23 protein-coding genes and 5 tRNA genes are annotated in these 24,755 nt (G+C 54.3%); 10 read left to right on the top strand and 18 right to left on the bottom strand.

The features are described 5' to 3' along the window. Positions 1–135 precede the first annotated feature (135 nt). The 13 genes from gshA to pncC form a co-directional block, all read right to left on the bottom strand. The gene (gene gshA / locus HU143_RS05505) at positions 136–1,692 is read right to left on the bottom strand and encodes a glutamate--cysteine ligase (protein WP_000611821.1); all 1,557 of its coding nucleotides are present in this window, start codon (positions 1,690–1,692) and stop codon (positions 136–138) included. Positions 1,693–1,768: 76 nt separating this feature from the next. Further along, on the bottom strand, positions 1,769–2,194 hold the full coding sequence (locus HU143_RS05500; RefSeq protein WP_001279499.1) for a YqaA family protein: 426 nt from the start codon (positions 2,192–2,194) through the stop codon (positions 1,769–1,771). Next, positions 2,191–2,757, bottom strand: a complete 567-nt coding sequence (yqaB, locus tag HU143_RS05495; protein WP_000271296.1) for a fructose-1-phosphate/6-phosphogluconate phosphatase — start codon at positions 2,755–2,757, stop codon at positions 2,191–2,193. The genes HU143_RS05500 and yqaB overlap by 4 nt, the downstream gene beginning before the upstream one ends. Before the next feature lie 236 nt (positions 2,758–2,993). After that, positions 2,994–3,070 (bottom strand) — tRNA-Arg (locus HU143_RS05490). Between the two features lie 196 nt (positions 3,071–3,266). Beyond that, positions 3,267–3,343, bottom strand: a tRNA-Arg gene (locus tag HU143_RS05485). Positions 3,344–3,405: 62 nt separating this feature from the next. Then, positions 3,406–3,482: transfer RNA gene (locus tag HU143_RS05480), tRNA-Arg, on the bottom strand. Positions 3,483–3,543: 61 nt separating this feature from the next. Then, positions 3,544–3,620 (bottom strand) — tRNA-Arg (locus tag HU143_RS05475). Positions 3,621–3,623: 3 nt separating this feature from the next. Further along, a tRNA-Ser gene (locus tag HU143_RS05470) sits at positions 3,624–3,716 on the bottom strand. 303 nt (positions 3,717–4,019) lie between these two features. Next, positions 4,020–4,205: a carbon storage regulator CsrA gene (gene csrA, locus HU143_RS05465; protein WP_000906486.1), complete on the bottom strand. Its 186-nt coding sequence runs from the start codon at positions 4,203–4,205 to the stop codon at positions 4,020–4,022. Positions 4,206–4,439: 234 nt separating this feature from the next. Next, positions 4,440–7,070: an alanine--tRNA ligase gene (gene alaS, locus HU143_RS05460; protein WP_185191075.1), complete on the bottom strand. Its 2,631-nt coding sequence runs from the start codon at positions 7,068–7,070 to the stop codon at positions 4,440–4,442. Between the two features lie 235 nt (positions 7,071–7,305). Beyond that, positions 7,306–7,806 carry a recombination regulator RecX gene (recX, locus tag HU143_RS05455; protein ID WP_001294863.1) on the bottom strand — a complete coding sequence of 167 codons (501 nt, stop codon included), beginning with the start codon at positions 7,804–7,806 and terminating at the stop codon, positions 7,306–7,308. A 116-nt stretch (positions 7,807–7,922) separates the two neighbouring features. Further along, positions 7,923–8,984: a recombinase RecA gene (recA, locus tag HU143_RS05450; RefSeq protein ID WP_000963150.1), complete on the bottom strand. Its 1,062-nt coding sequence runs from the start codon at positions 8,982–8,984 to the stop codon at positions 7,923–7,925. Between the two features lie 84 nt (positions 8,985–9,068). Next, a complete protein-coding gene (gene pncC / locus HU143_RS05445) occupies positions 9,069–9,566 on the bottom strand; it encodes a nicotinamide-nucleotide amidase (protein WP_000132239.1) in 498 nt (165 codons plus the stop codon). 194 nt (positions 9,567–9,760) lie between these two features. Between pncC and HU143_RS24430 the strand changes: the two genes are divergently transcribed. After that, on the top strand, positions 9,761–10,006 hold the full coding sequence (locus tag HU143_RS24430) for a hypothetical protein (protein ID WP_024136629.1): 246 nt from the start codon (positions 9,761–9,763) through the stop codon (positions 10,004–10,006). Positions 10,007–10,042: 36 nt separating this feature from the next. On the opposite strand, the gene mltB is transcribed toward HU143_RS24430, so the two are convergent. Continuing rightward, positions 10,043–11,122, bottom strand: coding sequence for a lytic murein transglycosylase B (gene mltB, locus HU143_RS05440; RefSeq protein ID WP_000476820.1), 1,080 nt, complete (start codon positions 11,120–11,122; stop codon positions 10,043–10,045). A 252-nt stretch (positions 11,123–11,374) separates the two neighbouring features. On the opposite strand from mltB, the gene srlA reads away from it, so the two are divergent. From srlA to gutQ, 7 genes are all read left to right on the top strand, one after another. Next, positions 11,375–11,938, top strand: a complete 564-nt coding sequence (gene srlA, locus HU143_RS05435; RefSeq protein ID WP_000573333.1) for a PTS glucitol/sorbitol transporter subunit IIC — start codon at positions 11,375–11,377, stop codon at positions 11,936–11,938. Beyond that, positions 11,935–12,906, top strand: coding sequence for a PTS glucitol/sorbitol transporter subunit IIB (locus HU143_RS05430; RefSeq protein ID WP_000199039.1), 972 nt, complete (start codon positions 11,935–11,937; stop codon positions 12,904–12,906). Before srlA ends, HU143_RS05430 begins: the two co-directional genes overlap by 4 nt. Positions 12,907–12,917: 11 nt before the next feature. Next, positions 12,918–13,280, top strand: a complete 363-nt coding sequence (gene srlB, locus HU143_RS05425) for a PTS glucitol/sorbitol transporter subunit IIA (protein WP_000111553.1) — start codon at positions 12,918–12,920, stop codon at positions 13,278–13,280. A gap of 11 nt (positions 13,281–13,291) precedes the next feature. Next, complete coding sequence (srlD, locus tag HU143_RS05420) at positions 13,292–14,071, top strand: sorbitol-6-phosphate dehydrogenase (RefSeq protein WP_001077372.1); 780 nt, start codon at positions 13,292–13,294, stop codon at positions 14,069–14,071. A gap of 76 nt (positions 14,072–14,147) precedes the next feature. After that, a complete protein-coding gene (gene gutM / locus HU143_RS05415; protein WP_000255198.1) occupies positions 14,148–14,507 on the top strand; it encodes a transcriptional regulator GutM in 360 nt (119 codons plus the stop codon). 197 nt (positions 14,508–14,704) lie between these two features. Beyond that, positions 14,705–15,478 (top strand): glucitol operon DNA-binding transcriptional repressor SrlR, encoded by a 774-nt coding sequence (srlR, locus tag HU143_RS05410; protein ID WP_000804536.1) that lies wholly within the window; start codon positions 14,705–14,707, stop codon positions 15,476–15,478. Beyond that, complete coding sequence (gene gutQ / locus HU143_RS05405; RefSeq protein WP_001278201.1) at positions 15,471–16,436, top strand: arabinose-5-phosphate isomerase GutQ; 966 nt, start codon at positions 15,471–15,473, stop codon at positions 16,434–16,436. The genes srlR and gutQ overlap by 8 nt, the downstream gene beginning before the upstream one ends. Here the strand turns inward: gutQ and norR are convergent. Then, entirely contained in the window at positions 16,433–17,953 is a 1,521-nt protein-coding gene (norR, locus tag HU143_RS05400; protein WP_000010814.1) for a nitric oxide reductase transcriptional regulator NorR, read from the bottom strand. The genes gutQ and norR overlap by 4 nt on opposite strands. A 185-nt stretch (positions 17,954–18,138) precedes the next feature. On the opposite strand from norR, the gene norV reads away from it, so the two are divergent. Together norV and norW are read left to right on the top strand one after the other, a co-directional pair. After that, the gene (gene norV / locus HU143_RS05395; protein WP_000026012.1) at positions 18,139–19,578 is read left to right on the top strand and encodes an anaerobic nitric oxide reductase flavorubredoxin; all 1,440 of its coding nucleotides are present in this window, start codon (positions 18,139–18,141) and stop codon (positions 19,576–19,578) included. Further along, positions 19,575–20,708, top strand: coding sequence for an NADH:flavorubredoxin reductase NorW (gene norW / locus HU143_RS05390; protein ID WP_023227547.1), 1,134 nt, complete (start codon positions 19,575–19,577; stop codon positions 20,706–20,708). The genes norV and norW overlap by 4 nt, the downstream gene beginning before the upstream one ends. Positions 20,709–20,804: 96 nt before the next feature. Here the strand turns inward: norW and hypF are convergent, their stop codons facing one another. The 3 genes from hypF to HU143_RS05375 form a co-directional block, all read right to left on the bottom strand. Further along, positions 20,805–23,045 (bottom strand): carbamoyltransferase HypF, encoded by a 2,241-nt coding sequence (hypF, locus tag HU143_RS05385; RefSeq protein WP_023227548.1) that lies wholly within the window; start codon positions 23,043–23,045, stop codon positions 20,805–20,807. A 145-nt stretch (positions 23,046–23,190) separates the two neighbouring features. Next, positions 23,191–23,736, bottom strand: coding sequence for an electron transport protein HydN (gene hydN / locus HU143_RS05380; RefSeq protein ID WP_001078791.1), 546 nt, complete (start codon positions 23,734–23,736; stop codon positions 23,191–23,193). Between the two features lie 200 nt (positions 23,737–23,936). Further along, positions 23,937–24,746: a hypothetical protein gene (locus tag HU143_RS05375; protein WP_023227549.1), complete on the bottom strand. Its 810-nt coding sequence runs from the start codon at positions 24,744–24,746 to the stop codon at positions 23,937–23,939. Between the last annotated feature and the right edge of the window lie 9 nt (positions 24,747–24,755).

Genomic DNA, 24,755 nt, shown 5'->3' with positions numbered 1-24,755 from the left:
TAATTTTTTAAAAATAAACTGAACTCTTTGTTCCGGGGCGAGTCTGAGTATATGAAAGACGCGCATTTGTTATCATCATCCCTGTTTTCAGCGATGAAATTTTGGCCACTCCGTGAGTGGCCTTTTTCTTTTGGGTCAGGCGTGTTTCGCAAGCCACGCGGCAAACGGCTCGGTATCCGCCGCCTCAATCTCCTGCTGACGACGTACTGAAGCGTCACGTTCAGCAATAAACTCTTCTTCCTGTAAAATCTCCAGCGGCTCTTCGCGTAACAGATTACGGTAAGCCTCACCGAACGCTTTCCCGGTGCCGCCAATGCCTTCATCAATCATAGACCGTAGGATCCGGGCGGAGAATGTCAGTTCAGGATTATCAAAGCAGGCGACCAACTCATCACACACCTTTTGATACTCCTCTCCCCCGTGGATACTGTCCAGCGTTTGCGCCACGCGTTTCAGATCGCGGAAGAGATCTTTCCCTACTTTGGGCAGCGGGAACTGCGCGGTTTCACAGCCAATCCCCAGGGTAAGGCCCGGCTTACGCCCTTCCAGAATAACGCGATTCCAGTTAGTACGCGTACATAACAGCTCATCGCTACTCATTTCCGGCGCATCGGCCAATACGCACCAGACCATAAACAGATCGAGGAAGCGCACCTGTTGCTCGTCTACGCCGATCGGTGAGAACGGGTTAATATCGAGAGAACGAACTTCGATGTACTCAATACCACCACGCAGAAGCGCGTCAGAAGGCGATTCGCCGCTGCGCGTCACGCGCTTGGGACGAATGGGCGCGTACAGCTCATTTTCAATTTGCAGAACGTTGCTGTTAATCTGTAGCCGCTTACCGTCTTTTTCCACACCAATCCGCGCGTACTCCTCGGAAGGGGTTTTAATCGCGCGCTTCAGACCTGCCACATACTCATGCAAATCGTTAAACGTAATTCCGAGATTGCTTTGCGACTTATTGGTATAGCCCAAATCACTCAAACGCAGCGACGTCGCATACGGCAGGTAGTACATGCCGCAGTCCGTTTTTTCAAACGGTAATGTGGTTGGCTTTCCTTGCAGGAAAGAGGAGCAAATGGCCGGAGACGCGCCAAACAGATAGGGGATGACCCAGCCAAAACGGTAATAGTTGCGAATCAGACGAAAATAGCCGGCAGAAATTTTTTCTTTTGCCGCTTCGCCTTCCGTAACGCCGCATTTCGCCTGCCAGAACGCCATCGGTAATGAAAAATTGTAATGTACGCCGGAGATGGTTTGCATCAAAGCGCCATAACGATTTTTCAGCCCTTCGCGATAGAGCGTTTTAAAGCGCCCGGTATTGGATGTGCCGTACTGCGCCAGCTCTATGTCCTGCCCTTCCGCAATATAGCAGGGCATACTTAATGGCCACATCCGCTCATCGCCCAGTTTCCTGGCCGTATACCGATGGAGATCGCGCATAAAAGTGAGCATATGCTGGATATCGCCATCGACTGGCGTAATAAACTCCAGTAGGGCTTCCGCAAAATCCGTGGTAATCCATTTATGGGTCAGCGCTGAACCTAACGCTTCAGGATGACCTGTTGTCGCCAGCGTGCCATCAGCATTGACACGCAGCGTTTCGCGCTCTAACCCGCGCTGTATCCCCTTTAACGCCTGAGGATGTTTTTCCAGCCAGGCCAGAGCCTGTGATACGTCCGGGATCAAATTGACCTCCCGCCTGTCCAAATCGTTTTAATAAGCATAACTGTAATGGCGGCCATACATGCCAAACCTACAATTATTACCACCACATCATGCCCTGAACCGTCGCCGCTGCGAGCGCAACATAGCGCAGCGCCTTACCAAGACACAAAAAAAAGATCGTCCGCCCCCACGGGATGCGCATCCATCCCGCTAACAGGCACAACAAATCACCGATGACCGGCATCCAGCTTAATAATAGTGTGGCTGCGCCATAACGCTTTAGCCAGCCAGTCGCTTTTTCCTGCCAGCGCGACGTTTTGCGCAGCGGAAAGAAACGCCCAAGAATAACGTTAGTTACCCCTCCAAGGCTATTACCCATTGTTGCTGTTAAGACTAAGACCCAGGGATGACTGACGCCGGAGACCAGCATAGCAACCAAAACCACCTCAGAATTACCGGGTAACAGCGTCGCGCTGAGAAAACTACTGGCAAACAGAGACAGGAGCGACAGTCCGTCACTCACAATAGTCGAACATCCACGGCATCCATTCCCGCCGCCCGCGCCGCCTGTAAACCAAAATCGGCATCTTCAAATACCACGCACTGCGTCGGCATGACGCCCATCCGCTGGGCGCACAGTAGGAAGGTGTCAGGCGCAGGTTTGTGATGCTGTACGTGATCTGCCGCCACAACCGCATCAAAATAACGACGCAGCCCCAGATGCGCTAACAGGGCTTCCGCGATAGCGCTTTCGCTACCGGTACCGACCGACATGGGACGCCGCCCATGCCACGCTTTGACCACCTCAACCAGCGGCAGCGGTTCTACGCAGTCCAGCAGGATGCTTTTTACCGCGTCGGTTTTCTCACGCGCCAGTGACAGGGGATCAAGATCGGCATGGTTAAGCTCAATGATTGACTGGGCGATAAGCCAGGTTGGCGAACCGTTAAGCGCGACCATTGCCTGTTCATCAAAACGAAGACCATAGCGCCCCAAAACCTCACGCCACGCTTTGCGATGCGTGGGTTCGGTATCCAGGAGAGTACCGTCCATATCAAAAATCAAACCAGCATAACGTGCGTACATCGTGTTCTCGCAAACCGAATAACCAGACAGTACTTTATCGCAATTGGTTGATTTTGTCGCTAATAGAGATGAAGAGGTGTATTCAGGATAAGGGGAAAAGCGATTGCAGGGCAGTAACGTATCCGGGAGGATTATTCGCCTTATGGGCCGTTGCTGACGCAACGTTATCCTTCCTGGTGCCAGCGGGGATTATAGCTATCTTATCTGCATCTTCATCGCTGAAAGTACGGAGAATATGGTGCATCCGGGAGGATTCGAACCTCCGACCGCTCGGTTCGTAGCCGAGTACTCTATCCAGCTGAGCTACGGATGCATTGGGAAACTTGCTTTACTGCTGATATTGATACCGCGGTGAAAGCCGTATCAAGTAAGAGATGGTGCATCCGGGAGGATTACTCGCCTTACGGCTCGCCCTTCGGGCCGTTGCTAACGCAACGTTATCCTTCCTGGTGCCAGCGGTGATTACCGCTATCTTATCCGTATCTTCATCGCTGAAAGTACGGAGAATATGGTGCATCCGGGAGGATTCGAACCTCCGACCGCTCGGTTCGTAGCCGAGTACTCTATCCAGCTGAGCTACGGATGCATCGGAAAACTTGCTTTACTGCCGATATTGATACCGCGGTGAAAGCCGTATCAAGTAAGAGATGGTGCATCCGGGAGGATTCGAACCTCCGACCGCTCGGTTCGTAGCCGAGTACTCTATCCAGCTGAGCTACGGATGCATCGGGAAACTTACTTTACTGCAGATTTTGATACCGCGGGAAAGCCGTATCAAGTAAGAGATGGTGCATCCGGGAGGATTCGAACCTCCGACCGCTCGGTTCGTAGCCGAGTACTCTATCCAGCTGAGCTACGGATGCAAATGGCGGTGAGGCGGGGATTCGAACCCCGGATGCAGCTTTTGACCGCATACTCCCTTAGCAGGGGAGCGCCTTCAGCCTCTCGGCCACCTCACCACACGCCTCTTACGAGTGCTTCGAAGAACTTGTTCTGCTCATCGTCGCTGCGTGGCGCACATATTACTTTCTGGGACTTATAAGTCAAACAATTTTTCCAGAGCTTTTATCGTTTGCACACTTCACGCTCAATTAGTCTGTAAAAAAGCCAAAAAGAGTGTTTTATCAACAGATAATTCGATGACACGCTAGCCGCCAAAAGCGCACCATATCAACAGTGAGGTTGAAAAATGTCATGAAGGGACAACGCGGGCGAGCGAGAAGAGAGGCTGCGTCTCACCCGAAAAGTGAGACGCGAAAACCTTAGTAACTGGACTGCTGGGATTTTTCAGCCTGGATACGCTGGTAGATCTCTTCACGATGGACAGAAACTTCTTTCGGGGCGTTCACGCCAATACGCACCTGGTTGCCCTTCACCCCTAGAACTGTCACGGTGACCTCATCGCCAATCATGAGGGTCTCACCAACTCGACGAGTCAGAATCAGCATTCTTTGCTCCTTGAAAGATTAAAAGAGTCGGGTCTCTCTGTATCCCGGCATTATCCATCATATAACGCCAAAAAGTAAGCGATGACAAACACCTTAGGTGTAAGCAGTCATGGCATTACATTCTGTTAAACCTAAGTTTAGCCGATATACAAAACTTCAACCTGACTTTATCGTTGTCGATAGCGTTGACGTAAACGCCGCAGCATGGGCTGCGGCGCCAACGAACGCTTATAATTATTGCAATTTTGCGCTGACCCAGCCTTGTACACTGGCTAACGCTGCAGGCAGAGCTGCCGCATCCGTACCACCGGCTTGCGCCATGTCCGGACGACCGCCACCCTTACCGCCCACCTGCTGAGCGACCATACCAATCAACTCCCCTGCTTTAACCCGGTCGGTCACATCCTTCGACACGCCCGCAATCAGAGAAACCTTACCTTCAACAACCGTTGCCAGTACGATAACGGTAGACCCCAGTTGATTTTTCAGATCATCAACCATGGTTCGCAGCATTTTCGGCTCAATACCAGCAAGCTCGCTGACCAGGAGCTTCACGCCGTTGAGATCAACCGCTTTACTGGAAAGATTTGCACTCTCCTGCGCTGCGGCCTGGTCCTTCAACTGCTGCAACTCTTTTTCCAGCTGACGTGTACGTTCCAGTACGGCACGCACTTTGTCGCCCAGATTCTGGCTGTCGCCCTTCAGCAGATGCGCAATATCGTTTAAGCGATCGCTTTGCGCGTGAACGGTGGCCATAGCGCCTTCACCGGTTACCGCCTCAATACGACGAATGCCCGCTGCGGTGCCGGACTCAGAGATAATACGGAATAGACCGATATCACCGGTACGACTGGCGTGAGTACCGCCACACAGTTCGGTGGAGAAATCGCCCATACTCAGAACGCGCACGTGGTCATCATATTTCTCGCCAAACAGCGCCATTGCGCCTTTGGCTTTCGCCGCTTCCAGATCCATGATGTTCGTTTCAATCGGCAGGTTGCGACGAATTTGCGCATTCACCAGATCTTCAACGGCACGAATTTCAGCAGGCTTCATGGCTTCGGTATGAGAGAAGTCGAAACGCAGCACTTTATCGTTAACCAGCGAGCCTTTCTGTGCCACATGGGTACCCAATACCTGGCGCAGCGCCGCGTGCATCAGGTGCGTGGCGGAGTGGTTCAGACGGATACGTGCGCGGCGCGCTTCATCTACGTCAGCCTGTACCGCATCGCCCACTTTCAGAGCGCCCGCAGACAATTTGCCGATATGACCAATCGCCTGACCATATTTTTGCGTGTCGTCCACAGCGAAAGTAAATCCAGCGCCTTTCAGCTCGCCTTTATCGCCAACCTGACCGCCTGATTCCGCATAGAATGGGGTCTGATCCAGCACGACAACCGCTTCCTGTCCCGCGTTAATCACTTCAACCGCTTTACCATCGACAAACAGCGCGGTCACTTTGCCGTTCAGTTCCAGATGGTCATAACCTTTAAATTCAGAAGCGCTGTCAACGCGGATCATCGCGTTGTAGTCCGCGCCAAAACCGCTAGCTTCGCGCGCGCGACGGCGTTGCTCTTCCATAGCGGCTTCAAAACCGGCTTCATCGACTTTGATGTTGCGCTCACGGCAGACGTCCGCCGTTAGATCGACCGGGAAACCATAAGTATCATACAGACGGAAAGCGGTTTCGCCATCCAGGGTGTCGCCCTGCAATTTCGCCAGTTCTTCATCCAGCAGCGCCAGACCGCGCTCCAGCGTACGGGCGAACTGCTCTTCTTCCGTTTTCAGAACCTGCTCGACCTGCGCCTGCTGACGTTTCAACTCTTCGCCTGCGGAGCCCATTACCTCAATCAGCGGCCCAACCAGCTTGTAGAAGAAGCTCTCTTTCGCGCCCAGCATGTTGCCGTGACGAACCGCGCGACGAATAATGCGACGCAGCACATAGCCACGGTTTTCATTCGACGGCAGCACGCCATCGGCAACCAGGAATGCGCAAGAACGGATGTGGTCGGCGATAACACGCAGCGATTTATTACCCAGATCGGTGGCGCCGGTGACTTTCGCTACCGCTTCAATCAACGTGCGGAACAGGTCGATGTCATAGTTAGAGTTAACGTGTTGCAGTACCGCGGCAATACGCTCCAGCCCCATACCGGTATCTACAGACGGTTTCGGCAATGGTTCCATCGTCCCGTCAGCCTGACGGTTGAACTGCATAAAGACGATGTTCCAGATCTCAATATAGCGATCGCCGTCTTCTTCCGGGCTTCCCGGAGGGCCGCCCCAGATGTGGTCGCCATGATCGTAGAAGATTTCGGTGCACGGACCGCAGGGACCGGTATCGCCCATCTGCCAGAAGTTATCCGATGCGTATGGCGCGCCTTTATTGTCGCCGATACGGATGATACGCTCGCGCGGGATGCCGACTTCTTTTTCCCAGATCTCATAGGCTTCGTCGTCGGTTTCATAGACGGTGACCCATAAACGCTCTTTTGGCAGAGCAAACCAGTTTTCACCGGTCAGTAATTCCCATGCGAACTGAATGGCGTCGTGTTTGAAGTAATCGCCGAAGCTGAAGTTGCCCAGCATTTCGAAGAAAGTATGGTGACGTGCAGTGTATCCGACGTTTTCCAGATCGTTGTGTTTACCCCCCGCGCGTACGCAACGCTGGGAAGTGGTTGCACGGGAATAATTACGTTTATCGAGCCCAAGGAAAACATCCTTGAACTGGTTCATCCCGGCATTGGTAAACAACAGAGTGGGGTCATTGTTAGGCACCAGGGAACTGCTGGCAACTACCTGATGCCCTTTACTATGGAAAAAGTCGAGAAACGCCTGACGGATCTCAGCGGTGCTCTTGCTCATAATTATCCTGAAATCAAGCTACACTTCATCCTTCAGGCCGCCTCTGCGTTGGCTGCGAGTTTCCCGGTCACGCGTTCCCGAGGCTCACTTGCCGCTTTGATGCGGCTTGAATGATTTTGTGTATTTAAGGAATATTCGTCGCAGACGCTGTTCGCCGTTAAGCAACCCGCGTCCAGACGGAAAAAGTGGGAATAAGATAAGTTTTCTTTACCGGGAAGTAAAATCCCGTATGCGCTCAATCTGCAAAATTTCGCCATATTTGCTGGATATCGTCCATCAGATACCCGCGATAGAGCAAAAAGCGCTGTACCTTAACCTTTTCTGAAAAGTTTGAAGGGAGCGGCTCGCCATATTTGCGAACGGCCTGTTCACGTGCCATTTCACTCCAGTCAATTTCACATTCTCGCATCGCTTTTTCAGTCGATTCACGGGAAATGCCTTTCTGATTCAACTCCTGGCGAATACGCGCCGGGCCATAGCCTTTGCGGCTACGACTGGCGATAAAGCGCATCACGAAGCGCTCGTCATCAAGATAGTGATGTTCGTGGCACCAGGCGATCACGCGTTCATAATCGTCTGCCGTCGCATCAATCTCTTCCGGCCCATTTTTGCCCATCACCGGCGCGGAGAGTTTACGCCGTAATTCCTGCTCGCTGTGATCGCGGACAGCAAGAATACGTACCGCACGATCAAGGAGACGAGCATAAGCGGGACGGCGCGATGTGGGTTCACTCATAAAAAACCTTAACAGGGGTAAATGCCAAAAGGGCCGCATAAATGCAGCCCTTGATGGTAATTTAACGTTTTGCTGAATGGCGGCTTCGTTTTGTCCGACCCACCATCACCTGATGATTAAAAATCTTCGTTGGTTTCTGCAACGCCTTCGCTATCGTCAACGGCGAAATCGGGCGTGGCATTCTGATTACTCAACAGTAATTCACGAACCCTTTTCTCGATCTCTTTCGCTGTCGCCGGGTTCTCTTTCAGCCAGGTAGTCGCGTTCGCTTTACCCTGGCCAATCTTCTCGCCGTTGTAGCTGTACCATGCGCCCGCTTTCTCGATCAGCTTCTCTTTCACGCCCAGGTCAACCAGTTCGCCATAGAAGTTGATGCCTTCGCCGTAGAGGATCTGGAACTCGGCCTGCTTAAACGGCGCGGCGATTTTGTTTTTCACCACTTTCACACGCGTTTCGCTACCCACGACATTATCGCCTTCTTTCACCGCGCCAATACGACGGATATCAAGACGAACGGAGGCGTAGAATTTCAGCGCGTTACCGCCGGTGGTGGTTTCCGGGTTACCAAACATCACGCCAATTTTCATACGGATCTGGTTGATGAAGATCAGCAGCGTATTGGACTGTTTCAGGTTCCCCGCCAGCTTACGCATCGCCTGGCTCATCATACGCGCCGCGAGGCCCATGTGAGAGTCGCCGATTTCGCCTTCGATTTCCGCTTTCGGCGTTAGCGCCGCTACGGAGTCGACCACAATGACGTCCACCGCGCCTGAACGCGCCAGCGCGTCACAGATTTCCAGCGCCTGCTCGCCGGTATCCGGCTGAGAACAGAGCAGGTTATCGATATCGACGCCCAGCTTGCGTGCGTAAACGGGGTCAAGCGCGTGTTCCGCATCGATAAACGCACAGGTTTTACCTTCACGCTGCGCAGCGGCAATCACCTGCAGCGTCAGGGTCGTTTTACCGGAAGATTCCGGCCCGTAAATTTCGACGATACGCCCCATCGGCAGACCGCCCGCACCGAGTGCGATGTCCAGTGAAAGCGAACCGGTGGAGATAGTTTCCACATCCATAGAACGGTCTTCACCCAGACGCATGATGGAGCCTTTACCAAATTGCTTTTCAATTTGGCCCAGTGCTGCCGCCAACGCTTTCTGTTTGTTTTCGTCGATAGCCATTATTACTCCTGTCATGCAACTTGGTATTGAACCGGATAGTGAATTCGTACTGTTGAAGCAATTATACTGTATGCTCATACAGTATCAAGTGTTTTGTAGAAATTGTTGCCACAGGGTTTGTAGCGCGTATGTCGTCGCCTGTCGACGCACCGATTCACGGTCGCCGCTGAAGCATTCCCGACGCGTAATCCCTTCTCCGCTGACGCTGGCGAAAGCAAACCACACCGTACCAACCGGCTTTTCTTCACTGCCGCCATCCGGCCCGGCAATCCCGCTAATAGCGACAGCAAAATCGGCGCGAGCGGCCTTCAGCGCCCCGATCGCCATTTCGACCACTACGGGTTCGCTGACCGCGCCATGCTGCGCCAGCGTCTCTTCACGCACGCCAATCATCTGCGCTTTGGCTTCATTACTATAGGTGACAAAGCCGCGTTCAAACCAGGCGGAACTTCCGGCGATGTCGGTAATGGCTTTCGCCAGCCAGCCGCCGGTACAGGACTCCGCTGTCGTTACGGTCGCCCCGCGCGCTTTTAACGCCAGCCCGACCTGTTCGCTAAGCCGCATCAGTTCACTGTCAGTCATCATGACCTCTGTCAGTTAGAAATCCTGCCGCACAAGATAGCACTTTCTCACCAGAGATGGGGACGAGCTGTCGATTTTACGAGTCGGATTCCGAAAAAATGCCAGCAGGTTATTTATGCAGAATGAAAGAGGTAGCACATGACTAAATAGCAGTACTATGTCGCTAAATTTACACGCACGGAGAGAAAGCAAGGATGTCACTCAAAAAAACGGAAAGCGCACAGCACAAACTGAAACAAACCTGTCAACTACGGCTGTGGTTAATTGTGGGTGGAGTATGTTCATTAGGAATGGGAGTACTGAATATATTGTCGTCAGGCTATTTTGAACCGTATGACGGCGGTCAAATTATCTTAGGCCTGGGATGTCTGGGTTATAGTCTGGCACTATCAAAAAAGATATCCCACTTGCAGGCAGAGAATCAGCCCAAAAAGCCATAGTAATAGCGGAGGGGGGCTCCCCTCCCTAAGCGTAAATTAGCGCACCCGCGCCAGCGCTACCGCCTGCCCCAGTTGCCAAACCGCCATCGCATAATGCGTGCTGTGGTTATATCGGGTAATGGTGTAGAAGTTCGGCAGGCCGTACCAGTACTGGTATCCCGTACCGATATCCAGACGCAGCAGGCTGGCTTCCTGATGATTGCCCAACGATTGCTGCGGCGTTAAGCCTGCGGCGGCAAGCTGAGAGATGCTGTATTTTGTTTTGAAACCATTCGCCAACCCAGGCGCCTGACCACTCGCCGGCACCGCAACCATATCGCCTTTCACCCAACCATGCGCCTTGAAATAGTTCGCCACGCTGCCGATGGCATCTACCGGATCCCACAAGTTAATGTGCCCATCGCCATTGAAATCGACCGCATATTCTTTATAGGAAGACGGCATAAACTGGCCGTAGCCCATCGCGCCGGCAAAGGAACCTTTCAGATTGAGCGGATCGTCTTGCTCATCGCGCGCCATGAGCAGGAAGGTTTCCAGCTCGCCGGAGAAATATTCCGCCCGGCGCGGATAGTTAAATGACAGCGTCGCCAGCGCGTCCAGAATCCGTGTTTTCCCCATGATACGTCCCCAGCGGGTTTCCACGCCGATGATGCCCACGATGATTTCCGGCGGTACGCCGTATACCTGCCAGGCGCGGTTCAGCGCGTCTTCATACTGATTCCAGAACGCGACGCCGTTTTGCACGTTATCCGGCGTAATAAATTGTTTGCGGTAGCGAAGCCAGGCGCCATTTGGTCCGGCGGGCGGCTGAGTGGTCGGCGCTTGTCTGTCCATCAGACGCAGAACGTAATCCAGTCTTTTAGACTGCGAGAGGATCTCTTGCAACTGCTGACGGTCGAAACCGTGTTTACTGACCATTTTATCAATGAACTGCTGCGCATTAGGGTTGTTGGCGAAGTCGCCGCCCATTTGCATGACGTTATGCTGCGGCTCAAGCAGGAAGCCGCCGGAAGGCGTGCCCGTCGTCGCTTGAGTCTCGGAAGATTTTGGCGTGCTGCTACAGGCAGCAAGCAATACGCAAAGTGGAAGTAACGCTACATAACGACGCTTGAACATGAGACATCCATTAAACAAATTCAGCCAGGGAGAAGTATGGTAAAGCATCCCCCGCCGCACAAGGAAGCGGCACAAGAGAATAAATCACCTTTCTCCTCTTTTCAGTTTGTATCCGCTCCCCCACCCCGCAATCTTTCAACTTAAAATATTTTTCTTTTATTTTGCGATCACAATAACACTTTTAAATCTTTCAACACGATTACAATGAACAGGAAATTAGCAAGAAAACTAAAAACCCTACAGGAGAGAACAATGATCGAAACCATTACACATGGTGCGGAGTGGTTCATCGGGTTATTCCAGAAAGGCGGAGAGGTGTTTACCGGTATGGTGACAGGTATTCTTCCGCTACTGATAAGCCTGCTGGTTATCATGAATGCGCTCATCAATTTTATCGGCCAGCAGCGTATTGAGCGTTTTGCCCAACGCTGCGCCGGAAATCCGCTATCTCGTTACCTGCTTTTACCGTGTATCGGGACATTTGTTTTTTGTAATCCGATGACCCTGAGTTTGGGACGCTTTATGCCGGAGAAGTACAAGCCGAGCTATTACGCGGCGGCCTCCTATAGCTGTCACTCCATGAACGGTCTGTTTCCGCATATCAATCCCGGCGAACTGTTTGTTTATCTGGGTATCGCCAGCGGACTCACCACGTTAGGGCTTCCTCTCGGCCCGCTCGCGGTGAGCTATCTGCTGGTAGGTCTGGTGACGAACTTCTTCCGCGGTTGGGTCACCGATCTCACCACCGCTATTTTTGAGAAAAAAATGGGGATTCAACTTGAGCAGAAAGTTCATCTGACAGGAGCGGTATCATGACACGGGTTCGTATTGAGAAAGGCGCCGGCGGCTGGGGCGGCCCGCTTGAACTGGACGTTACGCCAGGCAAAAAGATCGTCTATATCACAGCCGGTACGCGCCCGGCGATCGTCGACAAACTGGCGCAACTAACAGGCTGGCAAGCGGTGGACGGCTTTAAAGAAGGCGAACCGCCGGAAGCGGAAATCGGCGCGGCCATTATCGACTGCGGCGGTACGCTGCGCTGCGGTATCTATCCGAAACGCCGGATTCCAACCATTAATATTCACTCGACGGGTAAGTCCGGCCCACTGGCGCAGTATATTGTTGAGGATATTTATGTCTCCGGCGTAAAAGAAGAAAACATTACTCTTGTCGGCGAAACGCCTGCCAGTCCCCAGCCTGCCAAAACGACATTAGGACGTGACTACGACACCAGCAAAAAAATCACCGAGCAGAGCGACGGGCTGCTGGCAAAAGTCGGTATGGGAATGGGCTCCGCCGTGGCGGTACTGTTCCAGTCCGGTCGCGACACCATTGATACGGTCCTGAAAACAATCCTGCCGTTTATGGCGTTCGTTTCGGCGCTGATCGGCATCATTATGGCCTCAGGTCTTGGCGACTGGATCGCCCACGGCCTGGCGCCATTAGCCAGCCATCCACTGGGGCTGGTGACGCTGGCATTGATCTGCTCTTTCCCGCTGCTGTCGCCCTTTCTCGGCCCTGGCGCGGTTATCGCTCAGGTCATTGGCGTCCTGATCGGCGTTCAGATAGGCCTGGGCAATATCCCCCCGCATCTGGCGCTTCCCGCCCTGTTCGCGATTAACGCGCAGGCGGCCTGCGACTTTATCCCGGTCGGCCTGTCACTGGCGGAAGCGAAACAAGACACCGTTCGCGTCGGCGTACCTTCCGTGCTGGTCGGACGCTTCCTGACTGGCGCGCCCACGGTACTTATCGCCTGGTTTGTTTCCGGCTTTATCTATCAATAAGAGGTTCAGACATGAGCGTGATTTATCAAACCACCATCACCCGTATCGGCCAGAGCGCGAAGGAGGCGCTCGGCGAACAGATGCTGATTACGTTTCGGGAAGGCGCGCCGGCGGATATCGAAGAATTTTGCTTCATCCATTGTCATGGCGAACTGACCGGCGCGCTGCAGCCTGGCGCGCGGTGTGAATTGGGCCAACATTGCTATCCGGTCACGGCGGTCGGCAGCGTAGCCGAGCAAAACCTGCGTGAACTGGGGCATATCACTTTGCGCTTCGATGGTCTGCGCGAAGCAGAATTTCCCGGCACCGTACACGTTGCGGGGCCTGTACCGGACGATATCGCGCCGGGCTGTATTTTGACGTTTGTCGCTTAAGGAGAAAAAACATGAATCAAGTTGCCGTTGTCATTGGCGGAGGCCAGACCCTGGGGGCATTCCTTTGCCGTGGGCTTGCAGAAGAAGGATACCGCGTGGCGGTCGTTGATATTCAAAGCGATAAAGCCGCGAATGTCGCCCAGGAAATTAACGCCGATTTTGGCGAAGGTATGGCGTACGGTTTTGGCGCCGACGCTACCAGCGAGCAGAGCGTGCTGGCGCTGTCCCGCGGCGTAGACGAGATTTTCGGGCGCGTCGATCTGCTGGTTTACAGCGCGGGTATCGCCAAAGCGGCGTTTATCAGCGATTTCCAGTTGGGCGATTTTGACCGCTCGCTACAGGTGAATCTGGTGGGCTATTTCCTCTGCGCCCGTGAGTTTTCCCGCCTGATGATACGCGACGGCATTCAGGGGCGCATTATTCAGATTAACTCTAAATCCGGCAAAGTGGGCAGTAAACACAACTCCGGCTACAGCGCGGCGAAATTCGGCGGCGTGGGGTTAACCCAGTCTCTGGCGCTGGACCTGGCGGAATACGGCATTACCGTACACTCGCTGATGCTCGGCAACCTGTTGAAATCGCCAATGTTCCAGTCACTGCTGCCGCAATACGCCACTAAACTGGGCATTAAGCCCGACGAGGTGGAACAGTATTACATTGATAAAGTACCGCTCAAACGCGGGTGTGATTATCAGGATGTGCTGAACATGCTGCTATTTTATGCCAGCCCGAAAGCGTCTTATTGCACCGGGCAGTCGATCAACGTAACCGGCGGTCAAGTGATGTTCTGACCGTGAATTGCCGGATGGCGCCGTAGGCCGGATAAGACGGTTACGCCGCCATCAGGCAAACCAACAGGAGCACATTATGGTTTCCACTCTGATTACCGTCGCCGTTATCGCCTGGTGTGCGCAGCTGGCGCTGGGCGGCTGGCAGATTTCCCGCTTTAATCGGGCCTTCGATAAACTTAGCCAACAGGGGCGGGTCGGCGTCGGGCGCTCCGGCGGGCGTTTTAAGCCCCGGGTGGTGGTTGCCGTGGCGCTGGACGAACAGCAGCGGGTGACGGACACTTTATTGATGAAAGGCCTTACGGTATTCGCCAGACCGGTTAAAATTGCCGCAATGCAAGGAAAACATTTGCATGAATTACAGCCTGATGTGATCTTTCCCCATGATTCGCTCGCGCAGAATGCACTATCATTGGCGCTTAAACTGAAACATGGGTAATTTCGTTGTGAATGCGTATAGCTTGCGAAATTATCATTTTGCAACCAATACCCTAAATAATTCGAGTTGCAGGAAGGCGGCGACGCAGCGAATCCCAGGAGCGTACATCAGTACGTGACCGGGGTGAGCGAGGAAAGCCAACGCACATGCAGCGTGAAATATGACGGGTAAATACATAAGTCAGGGTAATCACGCCTATGAAACCTCGTCAGCGTCAGGCCGCGATTCTGGAGCACCTGCAAAAACAGGGAAAATGCTCGGTTGAAGAACTGGCCCAGTACTTTGACACGACAGGCACCACTATCCGTAAAGATCTGGTCATTCTGGAAAATGCCGGAACCGTCATCCGCACCTATGGCGGCGTGGTGTTGAATAAAGAAGAGTCCGATCCGCCTATTGATCACAAAACGCTTATCAACACCCACAAAAAAGCGCTGATAGCCGCAGCCGCTGTGAAATATATCCATGATGGCGATTCCATTATTCTGGACGCCGGAAGTACCGTGTTACAGATGGTGCCGTTGCTTTCGCGTTTTAGCAACATCACGGTGATGACCAACAGCCTCCATATTGTCAACGCGCTATCGGAACTGGACAACGAACAAACTATCCTGATGCCCGGCGGCACCTTCCGTAAAAAATCGGCGTCGTTTCACGGTCAACTGGCGGAAAACGCCTTTGAGCAATTCAGCTTTGATAAACTTTTCATGGGAACTGACGGTATTGACCTGAACGTCGGTGTGACCACGTTCAATGAGGTTTACACCGTCAGTAACGCAATGTGCAATGCAGCACGCGAGGTGATTCTGATGGCGGACTCCTCAAAATTTGGTCGTAAAAGCCCCAATGTGGTGTGCAGTCTGGAAACCGTCGACAAACTGATCACGGACGCGGGGATCGATCCGGCATTTCGTCAGGCGCTGGAAGCAAAAGGGATTGAAGTAATCATAACCGGAGAAAGCAATGAGTGATGCACTACTAAACGCGGGCCGTCAGACCTTAATGCTGGAGCTACAGGAAGCCAGCCGTCTGCCGGAGCGTCTGGGCGATGATTTTGTCCGCGCCGCCAATATCATTATTCACTGTGAAGGCAAAGTGATCGTTTCCGGTATTGGTAAATCAGGTCATATTGGTAAAAAAATCGCCGCGACGCTTGCCAGTACCGGTACTCCCGCTTTTTTTGTTCATCCGGCGGAAGCACTGCATGGCGATCTGGGGATGATTGAAAGCCGCGACGTGATGTTATTTATCTCCTATTCCGGCGGCGCAAAAGAACTCGACCTCATCATCCCGCGTCTGGAAGATAAATCCGTCGCGCTGCTGGCGATGACCGGTAAACTTCACTCTCCGCTGGGGCGAGCGGCAAAAGCCGTTCTGGATATTTCCGTCGAGCGTGAAGCCTGCCCGATGCATCTGGCACCAACGTCCAGTACCGTCAATACGCTGATGATGGGCGATGCGCTGGCGATGGCGGTCATGCAGGCGCGCGGTTTTAACGAAGAAGATTTCGCCCGTTCGCATCCGGCTGGCGCACTGGGCGCGCGTTTGCTCAATAATGTGCATCACCTGATGCGCCAGGGCGATGCAATACCGCAGGTGATGCTTGCCACCAGCGTGATGGATGCCATGCTGGAACTTAGCCGTACCGGGCTGGGGCTGGTGGCGGTTTGCGATGAGCAACATGTTGTGAAAGGTGTCTTTACCGACGGCGACCTGCGTCGCTGGCTGGTAGGCGGCGGCGCGCTCACCACGCCGGTAAGCGAAGCCATGACGCCCAACGGTATTACGCTCCAGGCGCAAAGCCGCGCCATTGACGCCAAAGAGCTCCTGATGAAACGCAAAATTACCGCCGCGCCAGTGGTCGATGAAAACGGCAAACTCACCGGCGCCATTAACCTGCAGGATTTCTACCAGGCGGGGATTATCTAATCCTTCAGTCCCAGACGTTTCGCCAGCCGGTGCAGGTTGGCGACGTCGGTTTCCAGCGCCCGCGCGCTGGCCGCCCAGTTATGATTATTTTGCGCCAGCGCCTGGCGAATCATCTCTCGCTGGAAGTTCTCCGTCGATTCGCGCAAATTGCGGCAAGTCGGCAGCGCCAGAAAGCTTTCCGCAGGCGGCGCGGGTAAAACGTCCTCTGACAAGGCAAAATGCTGCGCCTCCAGTATCACCTCATCCCCTGCCCGGGTCGCTCTCGCCAGTACAACCGCACGGTGAATGGCATGTTCCAGCTCCCGGACGTTGCCCGGCCAGCCATAGTTGAGCAAATGGCGGCGCGCGCCGGGACTCAGCACCACGCGGGACAGCCCCAGCCGCAGTCGGCACTGCTCGCAAAAATAGCCCGCCAGCAGCACCACATCATCGCCGCGCTCGCGCAGCGGCGGCACAAAGAGCGGGAAAACGCTCAGGCGATGGAACAGATCGGCGCGAAAACGCCCCGCCAGCACCTCTTCACGCAGGTCACGGTTGGTCGCCGCCAACACCCGCACATCCACGCGCAGGCTACGATCGTCGCCGACGCGTTGAATATCGCCATACTGCAACACGCGAAGTAGCTTGGCCTGTAGCGCCAGCGACAGTTCGCCAATCTCATCCAGAAACAGCGTGCCGTTATCCGCCATTTCAAACTTACCGCTACGATTACTGATAGCCCCGGTAAAAGCCCCTTTTACATGACCAAACAACTCGCTCTCCGCCACGCTTTCCGGCAGCGCGGCGCAGTTGAGATAGACCAGCGGATTGACCGCTCTGGGAGAGCCCTGGTGAATGGCTTTCGCCACCAGCTCTTTACCAGTCCCCGTTTCACCGCCGATCAGCACGTTAAGATCGGAGCCCGCCACAATCTCGATCTCTTTTTTCAACTGCGTCATCGCCGGCGACAGGCCGATCATGTGTGTCTCTTTTATCGGTTCAAACACGCCTGACGACCCCGGCAGCATGTTCTGGCTTTCCAGTTGTTCAATTAACAGCGCATTACTCAATGCCCCGGCGGCCAGCGCGGCGACAAGCCGTAGTTCTTCATCGCTAAATACCTCGAACTGCTCCGGCGTCATAGCATCAAGGGTCAGCGCACCGATGAGGTTCTGTCCGGCAAACAGCGGCAGACCAACACAGGCGTGGACTTTCAGGCTTTCCTGTCCGGGAATTAACCCGTCATACGGATCGGGTAAATCGCTATCAGCCGGAAAACGCACCACGTCCCCCGCGCGGGCGATGGCTTCCAGGCGCGGATGCCCTTCCAGGGTAAAACGTCTGCCGAGGACGTCCTGCGCCAGGCCATCAATCGCCAGTGGAATAAATTGTCGTGATTCATAACGCAACAGCGCCGAGGCGTCGCACGCCAGCACCTGACGCAGCGTAGTAATCAGCCGCTGAAAACGATCCTGATGCCCAATGCCGCGTTGTAACTCAATGGCGATGCCCGCCAATACCTCCACGGAAAAACTCATGGTTACCTCATTGTCATTTTGACAACCTATAGTGTCATATTGACAGCATCATTTATAGTCTTTTTGACTACATCAAAAATACAAAACAAATATAACTCAATACAAATCAATAAGATGAAAAGTTGGCACACTAGCTGCAATAAGCAAAACAACTTTTTGTAAACGTTGAATGAATTGAGGTGGTTATGTCTATTCTGGTTAAAAATAATATTCATTGGGTTGGCCAGCGCGACTGGGAAGTACGTGATTTTCACGGCACTGAATACAAAACGCTGCGCGGCAGCAGCTATAACAGCTATCTCATTCGTGAAGAAAAGAATGTGCTGATCGATACCGTCGATCATAAGTTTAGCCGTGAGTTTGTGCAAAACCTGCGCAGTGAAATCGACCTCGCGGATATCGACTACATCATCATTAACCATGCCGAAGAAGACCATGCAGGCGCGCTGACCGAACTGATGGCGCAGATCCCGGACACGCCTATCTACTGTACCGCCAACGCCATTGACTCTATCAACGGCCATCACCATCACCCGGAATGGAATTTTAAGGTGGTGAAAACCGGCGATACGCTGGATATCGGCAACGGCAAGCAGTTGATCTTCGTGGAAACGCCGATGCTGCACTGGCCGGACAGCATGATGACCTATATGACCGGCGACGCGGTGTTATTCAGCAACGACGCCTTTGGTCAGCACTACTGCGACGAGCGCCTGTTCAATGATGAAGTGGACCAAACCGAACTGTTTGAACAATGCCAGCGCTACTACGCCAATATCCTGACGCCGTTCAGCCGTCTGGTAACGCCAAAAATTACCGAAATCCTCGGCTTCAACCTGCCGGTGGATATGATTGCCACCTCACACGGCGTGGTATGGCGCGACAACCCAACGCAAATCGTGGAGCTGTATCTGAAATGGGCGGCAGATTATCAGGAAGATCGTATCACTATTTTCTACGATACCATGTCGAACAATACTCGCATGATGGCGGATGCCATCGCACAGGGTATCAATGAAGTAGACCCCAACGTGGCGGTCAAAATCTTTAACGTCGCCCGCAGCGATAAAAATGAAATATTGACCAACGTCTTCCGTTCGAAAGGCGTGCTGGTCGGCACTTCTACCATGAACAACGTGATGATGCCGAAAATCGCTGGTCTGGTGGAAGAGATGACCGGCCTGCGCTTTCGCAACAAACGCGCCAGCGCCTTCGGTTCTCATGGCTGGAGCGGCGGCGCGGTAGATCGACTGTCCACGCGCTTACAGGATGCCGGTTTTGAAATGTCCCTGAGTCTGAAAGCGAAATGGCGTCCGGATCTGGATGCGCTGGAGTTGTGCCGTCAGCATGGTCGCGACATCGCCCGTCAGTGGGCGCTTGCTCCGCTGCCGGAAACCACACAGAAAACCGCGCCAGTCGAAGAAACCACAACCTGCGCCGCCGCAGACCTCGGCCCCAAAATGCAATGCAGCGTATGCCAGTGGATTTACGACCCTGCGCTGGGCGAGCCGTTGCAGGATGTCGCGCCGGGTACGCCGTGGAGCGACGTGCCGGATAACTTCCTGTGCCCGGAATGTTCATTAGGTAAAGACGTGTTCGACGTACTGGCGACGGAGGCAAAATGAGTCGGGGGATCATCATTATTGGGTCGGGCTTCGCCGCCCGCCAGCTCGTCAAAAATATCCGTAAACAAGATGCGCATGTGCCGTTAACCCTGATTGCGGCGGACAGCATGGATGAGTACAACAAGCCCGATCTCAGCCACGTTATCAGCCAGTCGCAGCGCGCCGATGATCTCACCCGCCAGTTAGCGGGGGAATTTGCTGAACAGTTTAATCTACGACTGTTCCCGCATACCTGGGTTACTGACATTGATGCCGATGCCCATGTGGTGAAAAGTCAGGATAAGCAGTGGCAGTACGACAAGCTGGTACTGGCGACCGGGGCGGCAGCCTTTGTGCCGCCGATTGCAGGACGTGAGTTAATGCTTACTTTGAATAGCCAGCAGGAGTACCGCGCCTGTGAGACACCACTGCGCGACGCGCAGCGGGTGCTGATTGTCGGCGGCGGTCTCATTGGCAGTGAATTAGCGATGGATTTCTGCCGCGCCGGGAAAACGGTAACGCTGATGGATAACGCCGCCAGCCTTCTCGCCTCACTGATGCCACCGGAAGTGAGCAGTCGCTTACAGCATCACCTGACCGATATGGGGGTGCATCTGCTGCTGAAATCGCAGTTGCAAAAACTGGAGAAAATCGAAGCCGGTATCCGCGCTACGCTGGCAAGCCAGCGTAGTATTGAGGTCGATGCGGTGATTGCCGCCACCGGCTTACGCCCGGAAACCGCTCTGGCGCGCCGCGCCGGGGTAGTCGTCAACCGCGGCGTCTGCGTGGATAGCTATCTACAGACCAGTCACCCGGATATTTATGCGATCGGCGATTGCGCGGAGATCAACGGTCAGGTACTGCCCTTCCTGCAACCGATCCAGTTAAGCGCGATGTACCTGGCGAAAAATCTGCTCGGTGGCAGCGCGCCGCTGAAGCTACCGGCGATGCTGGTAAAAGTCAAAACGCCGGAACTGCCGCTGCATCTGGCGGGAGAAACTCAGCGCCGTGATTTAAGCTGGCATATTACCACAGAATCTGACGGTATGATTGCCAAAGGCATGAGCGGAGAAGGCCAACTACGCGCCTTTGTGGTGAGTGAAGACCGCATGAAAGAGGCCTTTGCACTGCTGAAAACGTTGTTCGTATAAGCCTGTGATGCCGGATGGCGCCGCTTCGCGTCTTATCCGGCCTACGAGTGAGCATCTGTTTACAGGCCGGATAAGGCGCAGCCGCCATCCGGTGCCCTACACTTCCCTTAATGCTCGCGCTGCGGCAATCACGCCCTGTCCAAACGACAGCCCGCCGTCGCCCGCCGGTAACCGCTGCGGAAATAACAATTTAAAATCAGAAAGATAAAAGGCAAGACGCGCGCGAAGTAAGCGGTTGTGTATCACCCCACCGCTGAAGACCAGAGTGGTTATCCCCCGCGCCGTAGCCTGTTGGCGCATTAGCGTGGCAAACCCGCACGCCAGCGCATCATGAAAAGCCCAGGCGCGTTGCGCGGGCGTGGCCTGCCAGTTCAACCATTGCCGCCAGAAAACGGCGACGTCCAGTTGAGCGCCGTTAAGCGGCATCGTTACCGGATGCTCAACGTTAGCGCATTGAGAGGCCAGCGCCTCCAGCGCGCAGGCGGCCTCGCCCTCATAGCTAAGCGATGCTGGCGCGCAGCGAAGCGCGGCAGCCACCGCGTCAAACAACCGCCCGCAGGAAGAGGCCAACGGGGCATTGACGCCGCGCTCAATGGCGCGCGCCAGGACATTCCAGTTTTGCTGTTGCAGCTCCACTGTCTCCGGGTAATCCTGCCAGTCCGGCACAAAGCGCAGGCACTGCGCTAACAGATTACGCCACGGCTGTTTGGCAGCCAGATCGCCTCCCGGCAGCGCCACGGCGGGTAAACCACCTAAATGTTCGCATTCGCGATAATTGACCCGCAGACATTCTCCGCCCCATAGCGCGCCATTCTCGCCCATGCCGATACCGTCTACCGTCAGGGCAATCACCTCTCCGCCGTCCAGCGGCCAACCATGCTCGGCCAGGCAAGCCGCCGCATGGGCATGATGGTGTAACACCGTCTCTGTCGGCAGACGCATCTCACTGGCCCACTGACTGGAAACATAGCCCGGATGCGCATCACAGACGATACGCTCTGGGGTAAAATCGTAGATTGACTGGATCAGACGCAATGCCTCGCGCCACTGCGCCTGGATACCGTCATCGCTGAGATCGCCCAAATGCTGGCTGACAACCGCCTGTTCGCCGCGTACCAGACAGAACGTATTTTTCAGATCCGCGCCCAGACAAAGTATCGGCGGCACATCGCGAAATCCGGGCGGCAACGCAATCGCGTCCGGCACGTATCCCCGCGAACGACGCAGCATTTCACCGCTGTCGCGCACAACAGAGTCGTCCATGCGCTGTACAATGTCGCGATTGTGCAACAGAAAACCATCGGCAATATCGTGTAAATCGTCCAGCGCCTGTTCGTTGGTGATGGCGGGCGGTCTGCCGCTCAGGTTGCCGGATGTCATCACCAGCGGGTAATTGAGCGCCTGCAACAAGAGATGTTGCAATGGGTTGGCGGGCAGCATCACGCCCACCTCCGTAAGCCCTGGCGCGATGCCCTCACTCAGCGAAGGTACATACTGCTTATCCACCAGTACAATCGGGGCCGCTGGCGTGGTCAGCAGCGAACGTGCCGCGCTCGGCAGCGTTTGCGCCGTGGGCAACATCACCGCCAATGGTTTCGCCGGGCGATGTTTACGCGCCCGCAGCATCGCCACTGCGTTATCATTGCGCGCATCGCAGGCCAGATGAAAACCACCCAGCCCTTTAACGGCAATAATGCCTCCGGCGTTCAGTTGGGCGACCGCCGCCTGCAAAGCCGCCTCTTTTTCCGCTCGTTCATGTTGGCTCCGCCACTCAAGATGCGGCCCGCATGACGGACAGGCAACGGGCTGGGCATGAAAACGGCGATCGTACGGATCGCGGTATTCGCTGTCGCATTCCGGACACAAGGGAAACGCCGCCATCACCGTAAATGGCCGGTCATAGGGCATAGCACGAATAATGGTGAAGCGTGGTCCACAGTGGGTGCAATTGATGAAAGGATAACGGTAGCGCCGCTCGCCTGGGGTATTCATCTCGGCAAGACATGCCGGGCAGGTCGCCGCATCCGGCACGATTTGCGTGTTCATCGAACCGCCTGCGCTCTGACGAATAGCGAAATCCGTCGGCGCGCGCTCCCATACCAACGACGCGTGTTCAACGCTGTCAATGCGCGCCAGCGGCGGGCAATCCTGATAGAGCGCGGCAATAAATTGCGACGGTTCTTCCAGCAGCCGAACGACGACGCCGTCGCCGTCATTACACACGTCGCCGTGTAATTGCAACTGCTGCGCCAGCTGCCAGACAAAAGGACGAAAACCGACGCCCTGTACTTTGCCCCGAATGCGTAGCTGTACGCCGGAAGGAGTGTCTATCGCCATCTTATTTTCCCGCCATCATCGAACCCGGATGCCTGATGGCGCGACGCTTATCAGGCCTACAACCGCACGGACCGTAGACCGGATAAGGCATTGATGCCGCCATCCGGCAATGCTTTGTGGCGTATTCTACGCGCAATCGCAGAAATCAGAAAAGCAGCGATGCCGTTGAATCCAGCGCCGCACGACGGCGTTTTTCCGCGCTCAGCTGTTCAAGCTTATTGCGGTCCACGCAGATGAGGGCGTGCGTTGGGCAAGCGGCCATACAGGCCGGACCGGCTTCACGGTGGTGACACAGATCGCACTTGTTGGCTTCGGCTTTTTCGGCACGCACGTTCAGCCCCGCGCCGCTATTGCGAACCACCGGACGTACCACCACTTCCATGGCGCCGTAAGGACATGCCACTACGCAAGTTTTACAGCCAATGCAGCGTTCCTGCATCACATGAACAAAGCCTTTGTCACGGCTGATGGCGCCATTCGGGCAAACGTTGGCGCACGGCGCGTCTTCACACTGGCGACACAGCGTTGCCGTGGAAACATTCACGCCTTTGATGACATGGATACGAGGTAAAAAGGTTTCAGGGGTCAGCGATGCGCAATCCTGATTTTCCTGATGGGATACGACGCAAGCCACTTCACAGGTACGGCAACCAATGCACTTACTCGCGTCTGCAATGATGAAACGGTTCATCAAATTCTCCAGCAATAACAGATGATGTGCCGATATATACACGAATCGTGCCAATTTTTATTTCATTGTTATTTAAGAATATTCTTTCTATTTTCGTGAGCATTTACGTGTCATCGTCACAAGTGTCGATGACACGTAATGTCGCCAGTGGTGGTCAAGATTTGCAGTGATAGCCAGTCAACTCTGCACCGAAACTGGCATCAATCCTGATTAACGCCTGGCAATACGTTACCGCGTATTAAACAGCGCTGCGTAAGGGAAAGATCGTCCGTTTGCGGATTCCTTCCGGCAATAGGTTTGATAATTAATTTACGGCCAGGATAGTGATTAAAACGGGTCAGCGCCGGATAACTCAACCGGCCAAACCAGCCGTGTACGCGCTGCCAGCGGGCGTCCTTCACCTGATATAAATTGGTTATCCAGTAGCCTGAGTCAAACTGCATATCCAACAGTTGCGTACGCCCATTGCCCTGTAAATCAAGCAAATCATCGACGCCAGTATCGCTGGCGGTATAAAACCCCCACGGTTCAAAGACGCAGGGGCGGCCATTATTGAGAAAGGTGAAAATGATGTATTGCGCGCTCGGCGCCAGGCCCAACCCAGGATTGCCCAACCAGATAACCAGATCCTGAATGCCGTTACGATCGAGGTCAGCGCGATAAAATTGCGCATTACCCGCCAAATTAATCAGCATTCCCACCGGGACAACCCACGAATTACCGGCTCTGTCTTTTCCACTAATCCGCCATTCGTTATCTTTTTTCGGCTCCGGCAGTAGCGTCACGCCACTGACTCCGACCTGGCGAAAATGCCATGTCTGGTCGGGCGATACAGAATAAGGCAGGGTCAACAGAGGCTTTAGCGCACGCTTTTGCGCATATTCACCGTCACTCATCGGCAGGTAACCGACAACACCGGTGGCCAGTGCGCGTGCGGCGAGGCAGAGAAATAGCAGTCCGCTCCATACGATAATCTTCACGTCCTTCTTACAACCTTTGCCGTGTAACACAAATTCTCC

This window comes from Salmonella sp. SJTUF14076, assembly GCF_015534835.1.
GTDB lineage: Bacteria > Pseudomonadota > Gammaproteobacteria > Enterobacterales > Enterobacteriaceae > Salmonella > Salmonella enterica.
This window is presented reverse-complemented; position numbering and strand designations above follow the sequence as displayed.

Bases quoted from the DNA above. Each gene is read 5' to 3' on its own strand.
- HU143_RS24430 (WP_024136629.1), top strand. From the start codon at position 9,761: ATGTCACTCAAAAAAACGGAAAGCGCACAGCACAAACTGAAACAAACC.
- srlR (WP_000804536.1), top strand. From the start codon at position 14,705: ATGAAACCTCGTCAGCGTCAGGCCGCGATTCTGGAGCACCTGCAAAAA.
- HU143_RS05430 (WP_000199039.1), top strand. From the start codon at position 11,935: ATGACACGGGTTCGTATTGAGAAAGGCGCCGGCGGCTGGGGCGGCCCG.
- gutM (WP_000255198.1), top strand. From the start codon at position 14,148: ATGGTTTCCACTCTGATTACCGTCGCCGTTATCGCCTGGTGTGCGCAG.
- yqaB (WP_000271296.1), bottom strand. From the start codon at position 2,757: ATGTACGCACGTTATGCTGGTTTGATTTTTGATATGGACGGTACTCTC.
- norR (WP_000010814.1), bottom strand. From the start codon at position 17,953: ATGAGTTTTTCCGTGGAGGTATTGGCGGGCATCGCCATTGAGTTACAA.
- gutQ (WP_001278201.1), top strand. From the start codon at position 15,471: ATGAGTGATGCACTACTAAACGCGGGCCGTCAGACCTTAATGCTGGAG.
- srlA (WP_000573333.1), top strand. From the start codon at position 11,375: ATGATCGAAACCATTACACATGGTGCGGAGTGGTTCATCGGGTTATTC.
- hydN (WP_001078791.1), bottom strand. From the start codon at position 23,736: ATGAACCGTTTCATCATTGCAGACGCGAGTAAGTGCATTGGTTGCCGT.
- norV (WP_000026012.1), top strand. From the start codon at position 18,139: ATGTCTATTCTGGTTAAAAATAATATTCATTGGGTTGGCCAGCGCGAC.
- csrA (WP_000906486.1), bottom strand. From the start codon at position 4,205: ATGCTGATTCTGACTCGTCGAGTTGGTGAGACCCTCATGATTGGCGAT.
- alaS (WP_185191075.1), bottom strand. From the start codon at position 7,070: ATGAGCAAGAGCACCGCTGAGATCCGTCAGGCGTTTCTCGACTTTTTC.
- srlB (WP_000111553.1), top strand. From the start codon at position 12,918: ATGAGCGTGATTTATCAAACCACCATCACCCGTATCGGCCAGAGCGCG.
- srlD (WP_001077372.1), top strand. From the start codon at position 13,292: ATGAATCAAGTTGCCGTTGTCATTGGCGGAGGCCAGACCCTGGGGGCA.
- norW (WP_023227547.1), top strand. From the start codon at position 19,575: ATGAGTCGGGGGATCATCATTATTGGGTCGGGCTTCGCCGCCCGCCAG.
- hypF (WP_023227548.1), bottom strand. From the start codon at position 23,045: ATGGCGATAGACACTCCTTCCGGCGTACAGCTACGCATTCGGGGCAAA.
- recX (WP_001294863.1), bottom strand. From the start codon at position 7,806: ATGAGTGAACCCACATCGCGCCGTCCCGCTTATGCTCGTCTCCTTGAT.
- recA (WP_000963150.1), bottom strand. From the start codon at position 8,984: ATGGCTATCGACGAAAACAAACAGAAAGCGTTGGCGGCAGCACTGGGC.
- mltB (WP_000476820.1), bottom strand. From the start codon at position 11,122: ATGTTCAAGCGTCGTTATGTAGCGTTACTTCCACTTTGCGTATTGCTT.
- pncC (WP_000132239.1), bottom strand. From the start codon at position 9,566: ATGACTGACAGTGAACTGATGCGGCTTAGCGAACAGGTCGGGCTGGCG.